General features: G+C 47.8%; 15 protein-coding genes. 2 read left to right on the top strand and 13 right to left on the bottom strand.

The features are described from left to right. Nucleotides 1–41 precede the first annotated feature (41 nt). The 11 genes from QGP82_RS11120 to QGP82_RS11070 form a co-directional block, all read right to left on the bottom strand. Entirely contained in the window at nt 42–557 is a 516-nt protein-coding gene (locus tag QGP82_RS11120; RefSeq protein WP_499059077.1) for a phenolic acid decarboxylase, read from the bottom strand. 39 nt (nt 558–596) lie between these two features. Then, nucleotides 597–2,300 carry an HAL/PAL/TAL family ammonia-lyase gene (locus QGP82_RS11115; RefSeq protein ID WP_499059075.1) on the bottom strand — a complete coding sequence of 568 codons (1,704 nt, stop codon included), beginning with the start codon at nt 2,298–2,300 and terminating at the stop codon, nt 597–599. Nucleotides 2,301–2,387: 87 nt separating this feature from the next. Continuing rightward, entirely contained in the window at nt 2,388–3,023 is a 636-nt protein-coding gene (locus QGP82_RS11110) for a peroxiredoxin (RefSeq protein ID WP_163666625.1), read from the bottom strand. 329 nt (nt 3,024–3,352) lie between these two features. Next, complete coding sequence (locus QGP82_RS11105; protein WP_163666623.1) at nt 3,353–4,531, bottom strand: acyl-CoA dehydrogenase family protein; 1,179 nt, start codon at nt 4,529–4,531, stop codon at nt 3,353–3,355. A gap of 265 nt (nt 4,532–4,796) precedes the next feature. Further along, on the bottom strand, nt 4,797–5,144 hold the full coding sequence (locus QGP82_RS11100) for a peptidoglycan-binding domain-containing protein (protein ID WP_499059071.1): 348 nt from the start codon (nt 5,142–5,144) through the stop codon (nt 4,797–4,799). Nucleotides 5,145–5,582: 438 nt separating this feature from the next. Continuing rightward, on the bottom strand, nt 5,583–6,320 hold the full coding sequence (locus QGP82_RS11095) for a DUF928 domain-containing protein (protein ID WP_499059069.1): 738 nt from the start codon (nt 6,318–6,320) through the stop codon (nt 5,583–5,585). Nucleotides 6,321–6,400: 80 nt separating this feature from the next. Next, nucleotides 6,401–8,821, bottom strand: a complete 2,421-nt coding sequence (locus tag QGP82_RS11090) for a CHASE2 domain-containing protein (RefSeq protein WP_499059067.1) — start codon at nt 8,819–8,821, stop codon at nt 6,401–6,403. Between the two features lie 179 nt (nt 8,822–9,000). Further along, entirely contained in the window at nt 9,001–9,960 is a 960-nt protein-coding gene (locus QGP82_RS11085; RefSeq protein ID WP_499059065.1) for a DUF1822 family protein, read from the bottom strand. A 73-nt stretch (nt 9,961–10,033) separates the two neighbouring features. After that, a complete protein-coding gene (locus tag QGP82_RS11080; RefSeq protein ID WP_163666613.1) occupies nt 10,034–10,690 on the bottom strand; it encodes a sigma-70 RNA polymerase sigma factor region 4 domain-containing protein in 657 nt (218 codons plus the stop codon). A 303-nt stretch (nt 10,691–10,993) separates the two neighbouring features. Further along, a complete protein-coding gene (locus tag QGP82_RS11075) occupies nt 10,994–11,350 on the bottom strand; it encodes a response regulator (RefSeq protein WP_163701386.1) in 357 nt (118 codons plus the stop codon). Nucleotides 11,351–12,345: 995 nt separating this feature from the next. Next, nucleotides 12,346–12,690 (bottom strand): DUF1622 domain-containing protein, encoded by a 345-nt coding sequence (locus QGP82_RS11070; protein ID WP_163701389.1) that lies wholly within the window; start codon nt 12,688–12,690, stop codon nt 12,346–12,348. Nucleotides 12,691–12,760: 70 nt separating this feature from the next. On the opposite strand from QGP82_RS11070, the gene glgX reads away from it, so the two are divergent. Both glgX and QGP82_RS11060 read left to right on the top strand, forming a co-directional pair. Continuing rightward, nucleotides 12,761–14,851 (top strand): glycogen debranching protein GlgX, encoded by a 2,091-nt coding sequence (glgX, locus tag QGP82_RS11065; RefSeq protein WP_499059062.1) that lies wholly within the window; start codon nt 12,761–12,763, stop codon nt 14,849–14,851. A gap of 93 nt (nt 14,852–14,944) precedes the next feature. Then, nucleotides 14,945–16,438, top strand: coding sequence for a hypothetical protein (locus QGP82_RS11060; RefSeq protein WP_499059059.1), 1,494 nt, complete (start codon nt 14,945–14,947; stop codon nt 16,436–16,438). 45 nt (nt 16,439–16,483) lie between these two features. On the opposite strand, the gene QGP82_RS11055 is transcribed toward QGP82_RS11060, so the two are convergent. Next, on the bottom strand, nt 16,484–17,662 hold the full coding sequence (locus QGP82_RS11055) for a transaldolase (RefSeq protein WP_499059057.1): 1,179 nt from the start codon (nt 17,660–17,662) through the stop codon (nt 16,484–16,486). A gap of 373 nt (nt 17,663–18,035) precedes the next feature. After that, a complete protein-coding gene (locus tag QGP82_RS11050) occupies nt 18,036–19,865 on the bottom strand; it encodes a cyclic nucleotide-binding domain-containing protein (RefSeq protein WP_499059055.1) in 1,830 nt (609 codons plus the stop codon). Nucleotides 19,866–19,904 lie beyond the last annotated feature (39 nt).

The following is a 19,904-nucleotide window of genomic DNA, read 5'->3' as shown; positions in this document are numbered from 1 at the left end:
AGGGCGCACTAATGCGCCCCTATACTGATTAACTGTCACGGTCAAGCCACACTTTTAACCTGTGGAAAACTGGCTGGCAGCTCACCGGGCGGACAGTTGATCACATCGTCACGATCGGGACCACAGTCTTCTAAAAAGAAAATCTTGGCAAACTCACAAATAATCATTTTGGGATAGGTGGGTCCCTGCTTACGATAGTGATACATGCGTTCAAGGTGTTCATTTTGATAACAAACGGTCTTTTGGGGATCCTGTTCTATCCATTGGGGTAAGAAAATAGCACCGTGTAATTCTTTTTGGGCGAGATTAATGGTGACGCAAACAATGGTGCCCGTGGGTTCATCCCAGGAGATTTTAAAGGTGTGCTCGGCAATTTTGACAATATCTGCCTGCTGGTCGGTTACCCAGCGACCGGCCACAATGCCGCTATGGATGCGATAAGCAAAGGTGTTTTTATTTTTGACATAAATCTCATACTGCCAGCCATTGTCGTAGGTATAGACCAGATGTTTGCCCACAAGTTCATGGGGCTGATGCATAGATTGATGCAACGTCATGGGTGACCTCCATCGGTATGGTTATAAATTAAAAGAGAGCTAATTTAAACTAGAGATTGTTGGGCCAATGGCAGCTACAATGTGCCCCTCAGCGGCGATGTCAGCGGCAATCAGGGCAATATGTTCATCTAAGGCCTGTTCGTCGTCATTCCAGATGTAAGGATGATCGGCGGAGAGAGATTTTCCAACAACTGTGTGGATAGCTGAATACAGGTGTTGCGATGCAGGGGATAGGTGTTGGGATGCATCATAATGACCCGCAAGCTGATGGGTTCGTAAATCCGCGGCTTGCACTCCAAAAATGAGTGCGATCGCAATATACTGTTGAAAAATCTCAATGGACTGACAGGTCAAATAGGCTGAGCCAAACCCCTGACTATTGAGATTTTGGTTAAATTGTTCAGCATGGGTGGGAAACCGATCAGCCAGAGAATTTCCATAGAAAGTCAACAGGGGCATCATGGAATTTCCAGTGATTTGCAGCCCCTTTAACCCCATATTCACGGGTCGTTGCGGATTGCCCACTAAAGATGCCGGTAGACCATTATTAAATTCTGGCATGGCCAGCATGGCAATTTGTACATCTAAATGCTTAGCCAGCAAACCCAGGTAATAGCGCAGGCTATCCATGGCCGTGCCAATGTATTGGCCCAGAAAATTACCGCCGTGATAGCTTGCTTGCTGGGCCACATCAATTAAAGGATTATCCGTAGCAGAATTAATCTCGGTTTCAATCTGTTCCGTAATCCGTTGAATGCCATCTACAATCGGGCCGGTGTACTGGGGCAAACACCGTAACGAATACCGATCCTGAATCGGTTGTTCCCCACGGTAGTCATGCACACCATCAAGCTCATTCAGAATAAGATCGGACCCTGACAGCAGATCAAGCATATGCTGAGCGGCCCATAGCTGCCCGGTGTGGGGCTTATGGCGATGGATAAAGGGATGAAATGACTGATTGGTCCCTTGTAACCCTTGAATTGCCAGGGCATGCATGCCCATGGATAGGGCCAACAGAATTTTGGCATCATAGGCACAGTTGGCGGCGATGCCCGTCATCATGGCCGTCCCATTCATCATGGCCAATCCCTCTTTGGGCTGCAGATCTAATGGGGGTAGGCCCAATCGTTTAAGGGCTTCAGGCGCTGGCATCGTTTCTCCCTGGAAGTCAACCCTATACTGTTCACTTAACCCGACGAGAGAACCCGCCACATAGGCCAGGGGAGTCAAATCACCGCTAGCCCCAATGGAGCCAAACTCTCTGACATGGGGGGTGACATTGGTATTGAGGAATGTTTCAATGCGCTTGATCAACTCTAAGCGAATGCCAGAGGCTCCATAGAGATGGGAGTTTGCCCTCAGCAACATACCAGCACGCACGTGGGTCTTGGGTAGATTCTGCCCAGCCCCAACCTTATGAAATCTCATCAGATTGTTTTGTAGATCTTGGGCTTGCTTAGGGGAAATGACCACATTGGCCATGCCACCAAAACCGCTGGTGACCCCATAGACCGGTTGTCCAGAACTAACGGCCTGGGCGATATATTCAGCCGAGCCATGTACTCCCTGTAAAACCTGCTCATTATGGCTAATTTGAACTTTGGTATGGTGACGAGCGACCTGTATAACCTGGCGAATGGTCAAAGGCCGTTCGCCGATCACAATTGCTTGTCGGTTAGGGTTGAGCGTTGAACATTCATTAGGATAAGCATGGGGGGGAGCTGTTGGTGTTAGTGTCATAATTAGATGCCAATATAAAAAATGTGGATAATCGGCCCAACGCTGTTTAAGGGGTTTCTCAACAGTATTGGACCGGTGTTCTAGGGACTATTTGTTGGGTTGGGGCGTCATGCGCAGATAGGGCTTAATCTCAGTAACGCCTTTGGGAAACGTCTGCTTGGCAGCCTCGGTAGAGATTGCAGGAGACACAACCACATCCTCACCACTCTCCCAATCCACAGGTGTGGCAACACTGTAGTTATCAGTGAGTTGTAAGGAGTCAAGCACCCGCAGAATTTCGTTGAAATTGCGACCAGTGCTAGGAGGATATGTCAGAGTCAGTCTCAGGGTTTTGTTGGGATCAATGATAAACACAGTCCGTACGGTCACTTTGGCATTAGCCTTAGGGTGGATCATGCCATAGAGATCGGAAACGCTTTTATCCTCATCGGCAATGATGGGATAGTTAATGGTTGTGTTTTGGGTTTCATTGATGTCGCTAATCCAGCCCTGGTGAGAGGCAACCCCATCAACGCTGAGGGCAATCACCTTGGCCCCACGTTGGGCAAAGTCAGGCTTGAGTGTGGCCACTCGGCCCAATTCCGTTGTGCAAACTGGGGTGTAGTCCGCTGGGTGAGAGAATAAGATTACCCAGTTGTTGCCTGCCCAGTCGTAGAAGTTGATTTCACCTTCGGTGGTTTGTTGGGTGAAGTTCGGAACGGTATCGCCAAGTTGTAAAGACATAATAGTAGGCTCCTTAAATGATTTAGAAAGTTGTTGGAAGATAATATGGTTGGCATTTTCAGAAACGGTTAAAAGCTTCTGCTGCTAAGGAGGTGGTCTGGCTAAGATATGAGGCATCTATATATCTAATCGGTGTGCGGGTAAATAACCTACTGTTTTGAGAGGCTTAGCGATATCTGGTTCCCGTTACCAAGGGGAACCGTCAGGGAGGGGTTTGGATAACTGGCGCAAACGATCGAGACCCCTCCGCCTACGGCACCTCCCCTTGGTAACGGGAGGACTCTTGTAGACACTATTGCTTGACTGGGATTTTATTTATGTGCAATTGTCTAACCCCAGCGTGGTTGTTCATCTAAGTTGATACCTAAGCCAATTTTGGCAACAATTTCGTGGGTGAGAGCCGAATTGGCTGGGTGGAACCGTCCAGCTCGGGCATCTCGGAAGAGACGTTCGAGTTCGCTCTTTTTGAACATGCCAAAGCCGCCGGAGAGGTCAAGGGCTCGATCCACAATCTGCCAGGAACTTTCGACGGCATGATATTTGGCGGAGACTAATTTCTCCGGCCACTGGCCTCCATGATCTACGCCATTGGACCAATCTTCAGCAATTTTTTCGATGTGGGGGCCAATGGTGTCTAATTCTAGAATCATATCGGCAATACCATGTTGAATCTCGGCATGGTGAGACATGGGATGTTGTAGAGCAATAGACGTTTTCTTCTTGGCGGCTTCCAGTGTGAGGTCTAAGGCGCGCTGTGCGATCGCATAGTACACATTGGCAAAGCCCATCAAGGCCCAGGCAAAAACGCACAGCACAAAATAGTCAGCACCACCAAAACCAGCTGGCACCACCCTGGACACGTAATTATCTGGAATAAACACGTCCTCTAGAATAGTGTCATCGCTGCGGGTGGCCCTCATCCCCAACACATCCCAGGTCTGTTTGATGCTGTAACCAGCAGTATCACGATGCATAAAAGCATGAACAATTTTGGGATTATCAGGATCGCTGGCATCCATGCCGTGAACACCTAGCCAGTCCCAAACCGGTGTTAGACTGCCAAAGGATTTCCGTCCCTGGAATCGGTAGCCACCCTTAACGTGAGTAGCTGTTGTTGTGGAGTAGAGCAGCGGAACATCATTGCCACTTTCCGCATGCCCGGCGGCAAAGACATCACCCTGCGCCGCTCGCTCTAAAATCCAATCGGTTGAATGGTCACCAGACCGATACAAATCAGCCGCTAGCCCAACCCAATAGTGGTGCATATTCAAACAAACCGCTGTGGCAGGAGCATGGTAAGCAAGACGGCGGGTTTCCTTAGCCATTTCAGCCAGGGTTAACCCTTTGCCACCAAACTCAGGAGGGACTGTCAGTAACAAATAACCTGCGGCTTTTAACTCATCAAAATCTTCTTGACAAAATCGGTTCTCACGATCGTAGGTGGCAGCTCGTTCAGCGCAGCGATTCAGCAGTTCATCATTTAATCGAGGAACAGTTAATGTTGACATGATTAATTCTCCTATTTTCAATTTTTGATTTATCTTTGCCACTTGTTAAACCGTGGCATACTCAAAGGCATCACCTTAAGCAAGCATAGCCAAGCAACCTGAACCTAAGTAATACAATGCTTTCAAGGTTCAGAGAAGCAATTTACGATTGCTAATTTAAGAGATGAGCTGATCTAGACCCTTATTATTTGATGATGTCTGATAGCTAAAGCCATCTGGAGGAGCAGCAATACCAAATTTTGGGGATTATGAGATTTTGGCAAACTTACTTTGCCAGCAGTGTTAGTTTGTCTGCATAGGTGGAGACAGTATATCTAACTCTGTAGAAAAACTGTTTTAAGGCCTCAGGAAAAAGCTGAATGTCAGTTTCCTGACTCCAAAAGGTGAGGGCATACCAGGTTTTAGGGCCCATAAAACCTGTTTCAATGACGCCATATTGATCTTGAAAAGCAATTAAAGCTTGCTGAGTCCGGTTGTCAAATTGGCCTGTTAATCTGCCGTTATATAAACCCAGTTCGTGCAGCTTCCCTTGCAGTTGAATCACCATGGGTCCCTGGTCACCTACATACAGCGTTTCAAGCGGCAGGTCAATGTTCTTACCACCTGCTTTCATAGGTTAGAAACTCCTTCAGTCTCCTGTAATAACAATCTTGTGGGTGATAACGTCATTGCCCAATAAAGCACAGGGCAAAGCAAAATTATACATAGGGCCATCGTTGTAATGGGTCGCAGCCCCTGAGTTTGTTCAAGCGACATTGTAAATTTCTCCAGAAGCGAATGTGCGGTTAAACTAGTGTGTGTTTGGACTCTAGCGCACTGTATTTCAAATCCAGATTGCTTTTGTGTTGTCCATAGGGGTCTCAAGAAATGAGAAGGGGAAATCTGCAAATATCTAAACTGTTTACATAAGTTTATGGATAAGTTGTGATGTCCTTGGGTGGGCACACGATAACGCCCCTATAGAATTGTTTGATTAATTGCATGCCATATCCCAGGGCGTGCACAAGGCAACGCCCCTACAGGGTTATGCATTTTGGTTCGGGATTTTGTATCAGTTTTCTAAGGTGATGACTGGGCCTGAAAAGGGTGCGGTAGAGAGTTCTGTAGCATCGATAGACTGCAATAGCATATTCCAGTTTTCTTGGATTTTTGGGTCTTGGGGAGACTCTTGTAACTGCTCAGCCACTCTCGCTAGGGTGTCGTACCAAATGTTCGGGGCATCTACCTGAATTTGTTGGTCTCGCTCAGGGGTGCTGGCAACTCGTTGCACCGAACCTGTAATCGTTAAGTCGGGTTGGTCATTAATATTGTCGTGGCAATATAGCTGAAAATACCAACGATAGGGCTGATCTTCTGCTAAGGCATACTCCGGTAGTGAGGGAACCGTCACGCTGACAATTCCGGGAGACTCAGGTAAGGTAAAACGAACATGGTAATGGCGCTGCTGTTCTCCGGGCCATAGGAGTAAGGAAAATTCTCCATATCGTACTTGGTCTGCTGCAAACGGATTAAAAAATAAAAACGTGGGCTGGGCAGCTGTGGTCAAAACAGGATTTTCAACAGGAATAAGCGCCCGTAGATCCTCATTAAATGCATGACATAAGGATGTCAGTGGATTTAAGCCACCCCCTGGTGTTGTGCGATTGGGGGGTAGGGGGGTAGAGGGCGGTTCCGGAGGTCGCTGGCTAACGGTTGTCTGATTGATCGATTGAGCTAGGGCTGCTGTTATGGGAAAGTTCCAACTCCCTATTAACAGGCTAGATACGATAACGAGTTTCCAAACAGTCATCTTAAATTCCGGGGGCAACAGAACAGATATAGGCGTATTTCAATTAAATTGCCAGAATCATCTATGGGTTGAAATTCTGATCAGCGATGTTTTTTTGATAGTTCCATCATGAAGGCTACACAGCAGATGGCCAAAAATACGGAAAAAATGGCAGACATAAAGGGGAGCCATAAACCCTGGGTAATCGCTGTCACGGACACTCGTTCTAAGCCCCAGTATAGAGAGATGAGGCCAAAGGTCAATCCTAGGGGGATGATGAGTTTGAACGATAATGGGGGTCGGTTATATAACCAGCTGGTAAATAGGCTGCCAAGGAGGGACCATCCTAAAATCCAAAGACCATCTAAGCAGGGTAGATTTTGCCAATGGGGTAGTTTACCGATCAGCGGTCGTTGGTCTAGAGCGGCACTAAGCAGCTGACTGACCATGTGGCTGTGGACCCAAACACCGGGCATTTCTCCATAGGGAGTATTAACGTTATCCTTGGCGACCGCAGCGGTATAGCCGACTAATACTAGGCGATCGCGCACCATATCTGGGTTCAGCTGTCCTGTTAATACTGAATCGAGGGAGACTGCTTGCCCTGGTTGAGCCGCCCTGTAGTTCAGCATGAGTTGGCTACTGAGACCGTCCAGGTTTTGATAAGCGGCAAACCGACGGGACAGGGGGCGAAGAGTAATGGCACCAAATTGCCAGTGGTTATTCTCGTTAGTTTTTAGTGGTGTAACACCTGCTTGGGATAGGTACCGGTAGGCGAGCTGAAAACTCAAACTATAGGGTGTAGCACAACTGGGGCGGGTGGAAACTAAGGCTGGCGAATAGGAAATCAGATGGCGGCGAACCACATTATTGACTTGTTGCAATGTCAGGGCAGTGGCTACTGCGTTGGGTTGGCCCTGGGAGATTTGTAAAGGAGAGTCCAACAGAAAATCACTAAACCCCACCTGGGAAATCTGCTGCTCGTCTGAGAACTCAGGGGGTGAACCATAATCCTGTCCAGGCATATCGTAGGCGCAGACAGTGAATAGATTAGAATGCTGGCGAAACTGATCGATCAATGCCTGTCGGCCTGTTCCCCTGGGGCGAAATCGATGCATATCAAATGCGATCGCAACTGGCTCAAATTCCTGTAGTACATCCACCGTTTGGGCTAGTACCGCATCTGAGAGGGGATACCCCCCTAATTCATCCAAATCTGTCTCGTTGACCTCCACCAATAAAATGCGAGAATCAATGGTTTCAGCGGGTCGCGATCGCAACAAATGATCGTACGCTGCCAGCTCATAGGGTTGCAACCAACCCAAATGCTGCACAATCAAGACCATGATTGTCACCACCAAACTAAGCCAAACCGGTTGCAACCAGTTAAATCGGTGGGATGCAGTGGGTGCCGCCGGTAGGGCAGCGGGTTTACCCTGCAGCGTATGCCAGTCAGGGGGAGGGGTGAGAAAGTTTTGATAGATGACCGGCAACCAACTGGCACAGGGATACTGATGCTCCAGCCCCTGTAGTCGTTCCCTTGCCTGGCGCGCCGACAAATACAGCGATTCTCCATGGGCAAAGGCTTCTAAAAAGTATTTGAGAAACGCCTCTGCCACCTGATCGATCACAGGTTCTCGCATGACGATCATTTGGGGAATCGATAGCTGCTGCAACGCCTGCACCAGCCCCAATCCATCACAGGAATTAAAAATTGCTAGCTGCAAGCCTTGATCAATGGCTTTGCGCAAGCCATAGCGTAGCTCCGACAGGGTAAGGCTATCGGTGGGGTTAATAAAAATCCGTCCCTGGTCCCGATAGGTCTCGCTATGGCCAGCAAAGAATAAAATATCCCAGGGCGTTTCCCAAAGACGATCGTTTAACTGTTGGCGATCAGGCTCCACTAAAAATGAGACGTCTGCCTGGGGTAACCCAGCCAGTAAACGCTGATCGGCTTCTATATTAATACCGTGGCTATGGCCCAAAATAGCCAAGATTCTGACCGGATGAGATACGGTTGACTTAACAGAAGGACGTACGGCCTCATATTCGGGGGTGCTCAGGGCCATTTCCGCATAGGGATAGCGATCAAAGAAATCCCATTCATGCCAGGGCAGTTTCTGAACATCAACATTCTGAGTGCGAATCAACAACCGAATGGTGTCATCCCGGCTCAGTTCTTCTCGCAAACGCCGATCAATGGGTTGAAAAGACTCAGAATTTAACCAAGTTTGAAAACATTTACACAGTACCTGGGCTGACTGTTGACAATCCACCAGACGCTGATTGATAAATCCTTTGTGAATAATCTTGTGGCCTTTGATCCGTAGCGGCATCCCCAAGGGGCGATAGGCATCCTGCCAGTGGCGATGCAGGTGAGCCAACATCCCTGGATTGGGGGGTAAAAATCCTTTTACTTTTAAGGCATGCGGTTCATTTTCAGCCTGAATTTCCAGGGTTGTCCGAAACCCTGAGGTAGCCAAATCTCCCTCTAACTCTAGAACTACCCACCGTCCAGCCATAGTCTTTTTGGCACCACTGACCTCTAATATAATGGGTCAGTCAAATTCAACCGTGATTGTGCCACGTACATATAAGATTCTTGCCGTTGCTGATGTAGGGGATAAATCGATCTGGTAGTATCGCTCTAAATCAGTATCTTTCAGATTACATCCTGCCGAGACTCAGCAATGGCAGATTTTTAAATAGCAAATTGCTCGGTCAGTATTGACTGATCAAGACTAATTTGGACGGCAAAATTTTCACCCGGTTCAGCACTAAATTGAAACTCTAACCCTTCACTTTGGCGACCTTCTGCTTGCAAAACCGGTGTTTTGGCCTGATCCATCACCATCAAATGTAGAGACGGCGGTAAATGGGCCTGTTGCCCTGCTGGATAAAGCTCCACGGTAATGTCAAAGGCAACACTGTCATCAGCCGGGGCAATACCCACCAAAAATAAGACCTGAGTGCCTGGCGTAAAGGTTAAAAATTTACCTCGTTTAACACCTTTGGCCACTTGCTCCATTAATTCTTGATGCGCCAACGAATTTCTAAAACTATAGGCGGGCATCTGGGTTTGCCAGTCAGCAAAAATCTGTTCGAGACTGGCCCAGCCCTCATCGACTACATTGTCTAACCACTGTAGCAATGCGGATGGCTGCTCCTTTGGAGCTGTCTGCTTCACTACATTGTGAGCCAGGTAAGCGGGGAACTGATCCATGGGCTGTAGTTGCTGGATTGTTACCGGTGTCTCTGACAGTTGAGTCAGAAATCCCAGCAGTGTAGCCTCCGTTAACTCACTATCCAGCTGAACAAAGACATAGCCCACGCGATCTGTCCACACATCTTCCGAGATAGTCCAGGCAGTTTGTTCGGGTAACACTGGGCAACACTCTAAACGACCGACCCCAGTTACCCACAAATCTGCAGCATTACTGAGCACCTGTAATGTAGGATTCCAGCTGATACTTTGTTCCAGGTCAGTCTCTATGGCAAGACAGGTCAGATAAAATCTCACGGTTTGTAAACTCAGGGTGTTGAGATAAACCTGTTTTGCCTTTTGAGGATCGCTGTGATGCTGATAAAATTGCTGGGCTATGTGGTGAAAACGGTCAGTCAGCGGCATCCTAAATTTTGTTGGCTGGCAGTGAGTGGTCATTGTTCTAGGGTTGAGTAGGGGTGATCGCACAGTGGTTGAAAGAAACGGTGAGTGGGGGAGTGGGGGAGTGGGGCTAGTTGGCGTGGGTGGTTAAGTACTCTTTAAATTTGGGGGCAAATTTGGTTAGACAACGTAAGTAGAAGGAGCTGAGGGTGACGACTTTAACCCCTAATTCATCGGAGATTTCTTTCCAGGAATAGCCACCTAAAAATCTGAGGGCGAGATGCTGAAAGTTGGCTGCGGGTTTGTTGCGGATATGGGTTTCCTTAAACAAACCATCGCGATCGTCACGAATGCACTGGATCACTTCTTCAGATAGGGATGGGTTGGATTGCGATCGCAACTCCAGCGACTCCTGTTTATCCAAAGCATCCAAAGTAATGCGCTTGACTTGAGAACGATCCATTCCTTTAGGGGCAACCGGCATAAAATCACGACTCGCCTCAATAAAGAATCGCTTTCTCATCAGAAAATTGGCCCATTGCAGCACTTCTAACTCTGGGTTATAACGGCTAATATCCTCACATAGATAGAGAAACAATTGCTGTTGCGCCTCCGCATAAATATCCTCATACAGGCCATAAAACTGACCTGAATAGGGACGCACTAACTTCTTTGAGCGATATATAGTATCGACCAAACGAGCCAATGCACACTGCCGTTCGGGGGTTTGGGGAGGATGCTGCTGCGCCTCTATAGCCAATTGTTTAAGCTGTTGATCTAAATCCATGCGTCCTATAAGCCCAGAGGATTAGGGAGTAAGACCGACCAAACAAAGCCCTCAGGCCAATGTATCGCCTAGCCTACCTAAAGGCATCTCAAAAATAAAGGTGCTAAATTTTATCGATTTCGAATTATGTTACGAATATTTACATTCGTGCATCCAGGGTGCCCAGATCTGTAGAGAGCGATCGTACCTTTCAGGTGTTCACAATACCTCAAGTTCTTATTGGGTTTGAGGGGTTGAGATCACGCCTTCTATAAGATGGGGTCGTTCATGAATCTGGATATCAGATGCTCCTCATTCGCCACACTACCGTGTGTGAGAACGAACACAAGTCAATAGACTGTTAAACCGGAAAGGCTTGGCAATGAATGCTTGAGCCCCTAAGGAGAGAATTTCTTCTCGAACTTCGTCATTGTCAAGAGCTGTCACAACAATCACAGGAATCTGCACTGCTTGCGCACGGATTTCCTTTAAAACTTCCCTGCCATTTATTTCAGGTAGTCCTAAATCTAGCAATATAAGGTCGAATTTTCCTGATAAAGCTGAAGGTAGAGCTTGATTTCCATCTGATGCTATCTGGGTTTGATAACCTGCTTTTTTCAATCCTTTTGATACAAAGGCTGCGATTCGGGGGTCATCTTCAACAATTAGAATAGTTGCCACAGTACAAACTTTAATTCAGGCCGTCAACCCTGAAGGTTAAAGGCTTTTTTGGTAAAAAGATGTAGGTATAGACTCAGAATTTGCGGAAAAGTGCCAATTATTCGTTTAATAGGACATCTTAGCTGCTGAATGCAACCACTTATAGCACTGCACGTCCGTTCACTCCCTAACCAAGGCTGACGCTGTCCCTTTTCCACAGCCCTGTGGGATACTTGGGGATAAACTGTATAAAATACAATACTTGATCAACATGCATTAAATAACCCCCGATGTACTGAGCACTGGGGGCTACTTTGTTATAGGAATTTGAATAGGCAGTATGCCTGCCATCTATGGCTACAGTACCTAGGGCTAACTTCCTGACACTTACCGACCCAGCCGATGGACACAGGTTTGCCATGGACGGATCTTAGCAACGCAGGGCGGAAAATATTGAGGCAAGTGGCATAGCCAAAGAGAGCCATAGAGCTCATGTTTGTCGTTGAGGACAGATGCCAGGCATGTGCCATATCACAGCATATTGGGCAATGGATCACACAATCCCATCAGACCTGAACAAACCTGAACATTTACCTGAATAAACCTGAACTTTTCGGTATGTTCGCTGCCCTTGAGATTCGCCATAGTAGGGACATCGGCCCGCTAATGTACGCCATTGAACTATTAGCGGGTTTTCCTATGTGTAACATTGGCATTGTCATGCACCCGTCACGTAGGACAACAAGGGAGTAACGTTAGTGGCGACTGCTATGTATTCAATTCATTAAACTTCCAATTTATAAGCTTGAGCTTGAGCCTGCTCTAAACCCTTAGGGTTGGCAGGGGCTCCAGTGGGGATATATCGCTGCTTCAAGTTTTGAGCTAACCACTAGCTAAGTTTTGAGCTAAATGCAGAGCTATTGCCTATGATTCAGCCGAAAAAAGCAACGTGATTAGCGCGGCAGCAAAAACATTCAAAATGCCATCAGCACTAGCTTTGTTGATATATATAAGCTTTAGCCTTTGATCTTGACCTCAGCTTCAATCTCTTTGCTAAGAAAGAAATTTAGGAATGTACGAATCACCGCAATCACGGCTAGCTGGCCCAGGGCCTCAAAGGAGGGAGCAATTGTTGTACCCAGGATATCGGCTCCCAGCTGAAATTCTAACCCCAGGGCTAGCCAGGACCCCAAAGTCAGTCGAATATCGATAAACGGTGGAGTATACAATCGTTTGGGTTGAACGAGCACCAGTCTGAGGCAGGCAATTAGCCCTAGTAAAATGCACAATACTGAAATAGCTTCAAAACCCAATTGAAGTACCCTAACAATTGCGGCCAGTCCAACTTCCAACAGTTCCATAAATTACCCATGATTCTTCTGACGTTTTCCATACCGTACCGCACGCTGCTGATTTAGGTCTGTCATCACCATGGAACTTTATTTCTCACCAGGGCAGAGTTACCCTTTAGGCGCAACGGTTCAACCTGACGGTGTGAACTTTAGTCTTTTCTCCAAAAGTGCTCGCTCTGTAGAGTTGTTACTATTTGATCATGCCAACGACCCACAGCCAGCCCATATCATTTGCCTTGACCCACAACACAATCGAACCTTTTTCTACTGGCATATTTTTGTAGCAAATATCGGTGCTGGGCAAATCTATGCTTACCGAGTCCATGGGCCGTTTGAGCCACAGCGAGGATTGCGCTTTGACGGTCGTAAGGTTTTGCTTGATCCCTATGCCCTAGCCTTGGTGGGTGAAGAGAGGTATAACCGTTCTGCTGCCATTGGCCCTGGAGATAATTGCGCCCATGCCCTTAAGGGAGTGGTGGCCGATCTGACCACCTACGATTGGGAAAATGACGTCCACCCTTGCACCCCCTACTCTGCCACTGTTATTTATGAACTCCATGTGGGAGGCTTTACCCGCAATCCAAATTCCGGAGTCGCTCCCGAAAAGCGTGGCACCTACGCTGGCCTGATGGAAAAAATACCCTACCTCAAGTCCTTAGGTATCACAGCGGTGGAACTGTTACCTATTCATTACTTTGATGCTGAGGATGCTAAACCGGGGCTCACCAACTACTGGGGATACAGCACCCTTGGTTTTTTTGCCCCTCACCGTAGCTACAGTTCTCGTCGCGATCCGCTAGGGCCATTGGATGAGTTTCGCGATATGGTCAAAGCGCTGCACCGAGAAGGCATTGAGGTGATTTTAGATGTTGTCTTTAACCATACGGCGGAGGGGAATCATACAGGACCCACCTTATCATTTCGAGGGTTGGAAAATTCTGTTTACTACATGTTAGAAGAGTCTCCTGAGTATTATCGTAATTACAGTGGTTGCGGTAATACGTTTAAAGGTAATCATCCCATTAGTGGCAGATTGATTTTAGATTGTTTACGCTACTGGGTTGCCGAAATGCATGTGGATGGCTTTCGCTTTGATCTAGCCTCCATATTGACGCGGGATCATATTGGACAACCCCCCGCGGGTGACATCTCATCTACCAATATTTTATGGGTGATTGAATCTGATCCGGCTTTAGCGGGGACAAAGCTGATTGCTGAAGCCTGGGATGCGGCTGGACTTTACCATGTTGGCGAATTTGTAGGCCTGGCAGACTGGTTTGCAGAATGGAATGGGCCATTTCGAGATGATATTCGCCGGTTTGTTAAAAGCGATAATGCAACCGTCAAGCTGTTGGCCGATCGCATTTTAGCCAGTCCCGATATTTACAGCAGACAGGGGATTGATATTAATCGCAGTGTGAATTTTGTCACCTGTCATGATGGATTCACCCTGAATGATTTGGTGTCTTATAACCATAAGCATAATGAAGCCAACGGTGAGAATAACCAGGACGGTGCTAACGATAACCATAGTTGGAACTGTGGTGAGGAAGGACCCACGCAAAACCCACATATAGAGGCATTGCGGATACGGCAGATTAAAAACTTGTTTACCCTCTTGTTACTGTCCCAAGGGACTCCAATGGTGTTAATGGGCGACGAAGTGCGCCGCAGCCAGCTGGGTAACAACAACGCTTACTGTCAGGACAATGGTCTCAGCTGGTTTGATTGGGATGCCGTGGAAAAAGAAGCGGCTTTACTGCGATTTGTCACAGGGCTGATTGACTTTATCCAAACCACTGAGATTTTTAAGCAGGAACAATTGTTAGAGGTGACCTACGGTAGTCAGTCTCCCCATATTGTTTGGCATGGTGTGCGTTTAGGTCAGCCTGATTGGGGTGACAATTCCCACAGTTTGGCGTTTACGCTACGCCACCCCCAGCACGATGAACATCTATATGTGGCGTTCAATGCCTATTGGCAGCCCCTGAGTTTTGAGCTACCGCCCTTAGACAATAACGATTATTGGCACCGCATTATCGATACAGCACTGCCGTCTCCAGAAGATTTTTGTCCCCTGGATGCTGCCCCTATGGTGAAGGATAAAACCTATCGAGTCGAGGCCAGATCTACCATCGTTTTAAGGGTAAAAAATAACGTTGCCATGTAGGGGGGGACTGCGGTACACCCTCCAAGATGTAGGGCAATTCCCTGATTTTATATCCCTGGATTACAGTAATGGATAAGTCGTTAGTCACAACCCATGCAAGAAATCTGGTGGATTTTAATGTTTCGGCTGAGGGCGCAGCTGGCCTTAATCCAGCTGGCTGCGGTTGAACCCTATGGCAGCATTGCCTATGAGTATGAAAAGAATTCATACCCGCTGGCCATGGCCGATGTGCTGTGGGGACAACAATCATCAGGTCTAGCCTTTTTGCAGCAAATTGACGAGCAGGCTACGGAAACCCAGGGTATCGACCTGCTTTCAGGGTTTACCCTCAAAGGTCAGATGCGCAAGTATTTTTACTTTGGTGACCAGCTGGACCCGGCCTATCGACAGCGCATGTGGGATGCCATGTATGAGTTCACCCTGACTGATCCGCTGACGCGCACAGCTGACCCACCGCGAAAATTTTGGTCCCGTTCTAAGGATGACTGCAAAACACCGGTTGATTGTCGCAACACTGACAATTTAAGGGCCATGAGAGAAACCTCGGTGTACCTGATGGCGGAGGAAACCGGCAATGACGCCACCCGGTTGATTTATAAACAACACCTGGACCGCTACGTTTCTACACTGCTGGATATTGGCATGGGGGAATGGGACAGTCCGGTTTACCACGGGTATACCACGGCGGCCTATCTCAACCTGTATGACTTTGCTAAGGACCCTGAGGTTAAACAGCTGGCTAACGATGCCCTAGACTGGCTCTATCGTTCAGCGGCCATTAAGTACTGGCGCGGTAGCTGGAATGGGCCATCTAAACGCACCTATGGTGACAGTGCTGCCCGATTTTTCTGGCTGTATTTTGGCCATGGTCCCGTGCCCGATGAGCTTGAGCGGGACTGGATCTATGGGCTGACCAGTGATTACTTGCCGCCGGATGATGTGGTTGCGATCGCACAGCGTCGATTCTTCAAACCCATTGAACTACAGCGCACCCACCCCCACTACGAAAACTGGAAGCCAGAACTTTATGGACCTGCCTTCTACGAAACCATCTACATCGGCCACAGCTACCAGCTAGGCAGTTTAGCCAGGGGCACCGGCGGCGATTGGAATGGCTTTAGTTTACGGGTGGCTAAGGGCAGCAGCAAGACTGACGAATTTACCGTTAACACCAACCGCCCCCATAGCATTGCCCAATATGAAAACCTGCTGATCTGGCATGGCGCAGAAGCTCCCGAGCTCACTTTCCCCAATGCCCGTGTTGAAACAGTAGATGGCATCACCTTCCTGGCCTGTGACCAAACCTGGATAGCCGTGCACCATTTTGAGCGAGGTTTTGCCATGGAGGTGGGTGAAGCCCAAACCCATGGCAGCTTTACCGCGTTTAAGGAAGCTGTTGCCAAGCAATCTCAGCTGAGTGTAGAAGCCGAGCGGGTGAACTATCGGGATAGTACTGGTAAGCGGGTGGCCATAGTCCCCCAGGTGAATGGTTTACCTGAGGTTTGGCGAGATGGCCAACCCTACGACTGGCAAACCCATAACCGTGAGCTATCCTTTCAACTGCCGTTTCCCAGCGGTCAAAATTAAACAACCCCGCTATTTTTTTAATGGACAGACGTTCCATGGAACGTCTTACACCTTCGCCAACCTAAATGCAGCCCCTAACCCAGAGCCCATCTCTTCAGGCGTAATTTTGCCATCATGATCCAGATCAAGGGCATCAAAGACAGCATCCGCACCCATCCATTCTTCACGGGTAATAAAGCCATCACCGTCCAGATCATAGGCACGAAAAATGTCTTCGGCAGCGTGGCTAACCACCTCGTTCCCCTCAAGCTGAGATAGACGTTCTGCCAATAAGGATTCCAATGACTCCAGGGCCTTAGTAAACCCTTGAATACCTTCGGCTAGTTTTTCTGAAGCCATGCGGTTGGCCCCATGCATTTTTTCGAACGTTTCTTGATCAACTGAGATTTTCTGGATTGTCAGGTCTTTTGCCAGTTCAGGGGAAAGTTTACGCGGTAGCTGGGCCGTAACAGCATCCAATTGTGCCAAAAGCTTGGGTGAAATAGTCAGCAGATCGCACCCTGCTAGCTCCGTTAGCTCATCCGTATTACGGAAGCTAGCCCCCATCACCTCAGTGGTGTAACCAAACTTTTTATAGTAGTTATAAATTTCAGCGACTGACAAAACACCTGGGTCCTCGGCGGGTTCGTAAGCGTCTTTACCGGTCTCTTTTTTATACCAGTCGAGAATGCGACCAACAAAGGGAGAGATGAGTGTCACACCCGCCTCAGCACAGGCAATGGCCTGATGTAAACCAAATAGCAAGGTCAGATTGCAATGGATGCCCTCTTTTTCTAAAATCTCAGCGGCTTTAATGCCCTCCCAGGTAGAGGCAATTTTAATCAAAATTCTCTCACGGGAAATGCCGACACTCTCATATTGGGAAATCAGATCGCGCGCCGTAGCAATTGTCCCCTCAGTATCGTAGGACAATCGAGCATCGACTTCAGTGGACACCCGACCTGGAATAATTTCCAAAATTTTGCGGCCAAAGGCAACCGCCAGACGCTTAAAGGCTAAATTGACAATTTCCTGAGTATTAGCATCAGGACCTGCATCCGCTTTTGCAGTTTGTAATGTTTCGTCAACAATGCCTTGATATTGGGGCATCTGTGCCGCCGCCGTAATCAGGGATGGATTGGTTGTGGCATCTCGCGGTTTAAACTGCTCAATTGCCTGAATATCGCCAGTATCGGCGACTACAACGGTCATTTCACGCAATTGTTCCAGGAGAGTTTGTGCCATAGTTTGCTCCATTTTGTTGGCTGACCATGTCCTTATTGTAATCACCCTCATCCAAAGTGATTGGAGATCTAAAGGCCGCCTATGGAATTAGGCAGATGTCTGCAAACCATGAGCCATAAATATTAAATTTTAATGATTGTTCTCTAAGAGTTTCAACAGCACTAATCGTCTTTGAAGAGATTAAAATCTATGCTGATGATGATAATCCAAGAGTAAGCTTTATAGCTTAAAATTTAGTAGGGTTATCCAAACTGAACTTGCACACATAGAGTTTTAATGACTTCGTTACACAGGGTTTCTTTATAATCATGTCATGGGGTGGTGTCATTGACTCTAATTCTGGCATGAGTTGATCCCATGAATCTACACCACGTTATAGAAATGTTTTGATCAGTACAATCACAAGAAATCCTAGCAGCAAAGAAAGACCGATAAAATAACCTCGACGCATGTAGGCTTCGGGCAGCATCGTCTCTGCTAAAACGGTAAGAATGGCACCGGCTCCAATCGACTCGATAAAGGAGGCTAGGTTTTCGGACGCACCTGCCAAAAGTAAGCTTCCTAAGCCCGCAACAATGCCCTGAATCAGCATAACCGATACCCACATGGTGACAATACGGGTAAACGGGAATCCTTGCTGGCGCATACCATCTGAGCTGGACAGTGCTTCTGGATAGTTAGAGATAAATAGTCCAGCCAGTAGCGTGGCGCTGACGCCACCGCTGACGAGTGTGCCAGCACCAATGGTTAAGGACTCAGGAATGCCGTCTATTAACAGTCCTAACCATATGGCTAAAGGGGCATTGTTATGCTCCCCTAATGAATGAATCATGGCCTGGGCTGAGGGTAGCGTTTCGCCTCCTTGCAAATCATTAAATGCCTGTTGTAACCATGCCGTAGATTGTTTTTGAGAAAAATTTTGCTTTTGTTGTAAATAGCCAGTAATCTCTCCCTGGCGCAGAAATGTCTCAACGGCATGATTCACATTCAGGGACTGTTTTAACAGCTCTTCAAAGTCGGTTTTGCTCAGTTGCCAAAGGCAAACACTACTGTCGGCAACAGCAGTCACCGTATGGCGTGCACCGGTTAAAAAGGAGAGTTCCCCAAAGGCATCCTTGGGATGAAGCCTGATCGCCTTTCGACTAGGACTTTTGGGATCGCTCTGGAGAACATGTCCTGCATGAATGATGTACAGGGTTTGGCCTTCCTCCCCCTGGTAAAAGAATGTTTGCCCAGCTCCAACTCGTCGATATTGCAGACGGCTGGCAATTGCTTCAATATCTTCGCTTAGCAGGTATTGAAAAATGGGTAGTCGTTTAATCTGACGGGCAATTTGGATAAATTCGTTGGCCTTGTTATCGATGGACACAGCATCGGGAATTCGTGCGGCTGTTTGGAGGCAGGTCACTGTTTTTTCAACCCAGGCTTTAATCTCGTTACGGGTGAGATGGTGACGCTGTAGTAGGTATTGGGCAATTTCATCTCCCTGCACTAGATGTTGGGTGGCTTCATTCAGCTCAGGGCAGGTTTCTAGCAGATCTTCGAAGGACTCTCTGGGTAAACTGGCGATTTCACAATCTGTGGTTGCGATCGCAACCGTCCCATGGGGAGCCCCTGTAAAAAACGCCATCCGACTAAAAATGTCCCCTCGTTTCAGCTGGGCAAACGGCTGCATATCCTGGTCAGGATCTAGCAACTGCACGTTTCCACTGTTGAGGATGTATAACGTCTCGCAGGCACTACCCGGCTGATACAGTACGGTATTACTGGAATAGTGGCTAACCAGTAGACATTTAGTCAAGCGCTTTAGGGCGTGGGGTGTTAGCGAACGAAAGATCTCAAGTCGTCTTACTTGTTTTAACAGGTCTTGGAAATGTTGCTCCTGATGATTGGCAATATGGGCAGCAGCCGTCGCTGGCTTTCGCAAAAAGCTGCCATATTTGTTCATAAACTGATTGACCGTTGTAAAAAAGAGACTGCCAATAATACCACCTGTCACCAACTCAACAATAAATCCTTCCTCTACAGCATGGGAGACTAGATCCAGCATCGTTGCTGCTAGTAACGCTCCGGCTCCAAATGCGGTCAGGGCACCGACAACCCGTCCCGAGGGTTGCCAAAAACGAGAGGTCACCGCCCCTAAAGGCATGGATGCCGCACATAGCAAACCAGATTGAAAGGCGCGTATAATCACAGGTTGCATAGGACAACTTCAGATTGACAGACGCGTATAATCACAGGC

Source organism: Leptothoe sp. LEGE 181152 (assembly GCF_032906605.1).
In the GTDB taxonomy this organism is placed as follows: domain Bacteria; phylum Cyanobacteriota; class Cyanobacteriia; order Phormidesmidales; family Phormidesmidaceae; genus Leptothoe; species Leptothoe turfae.
Note: the sequence above shows the minus strand (reverse complement) of the source record. Positions and strands in the feature narration are given on the sequence as shown.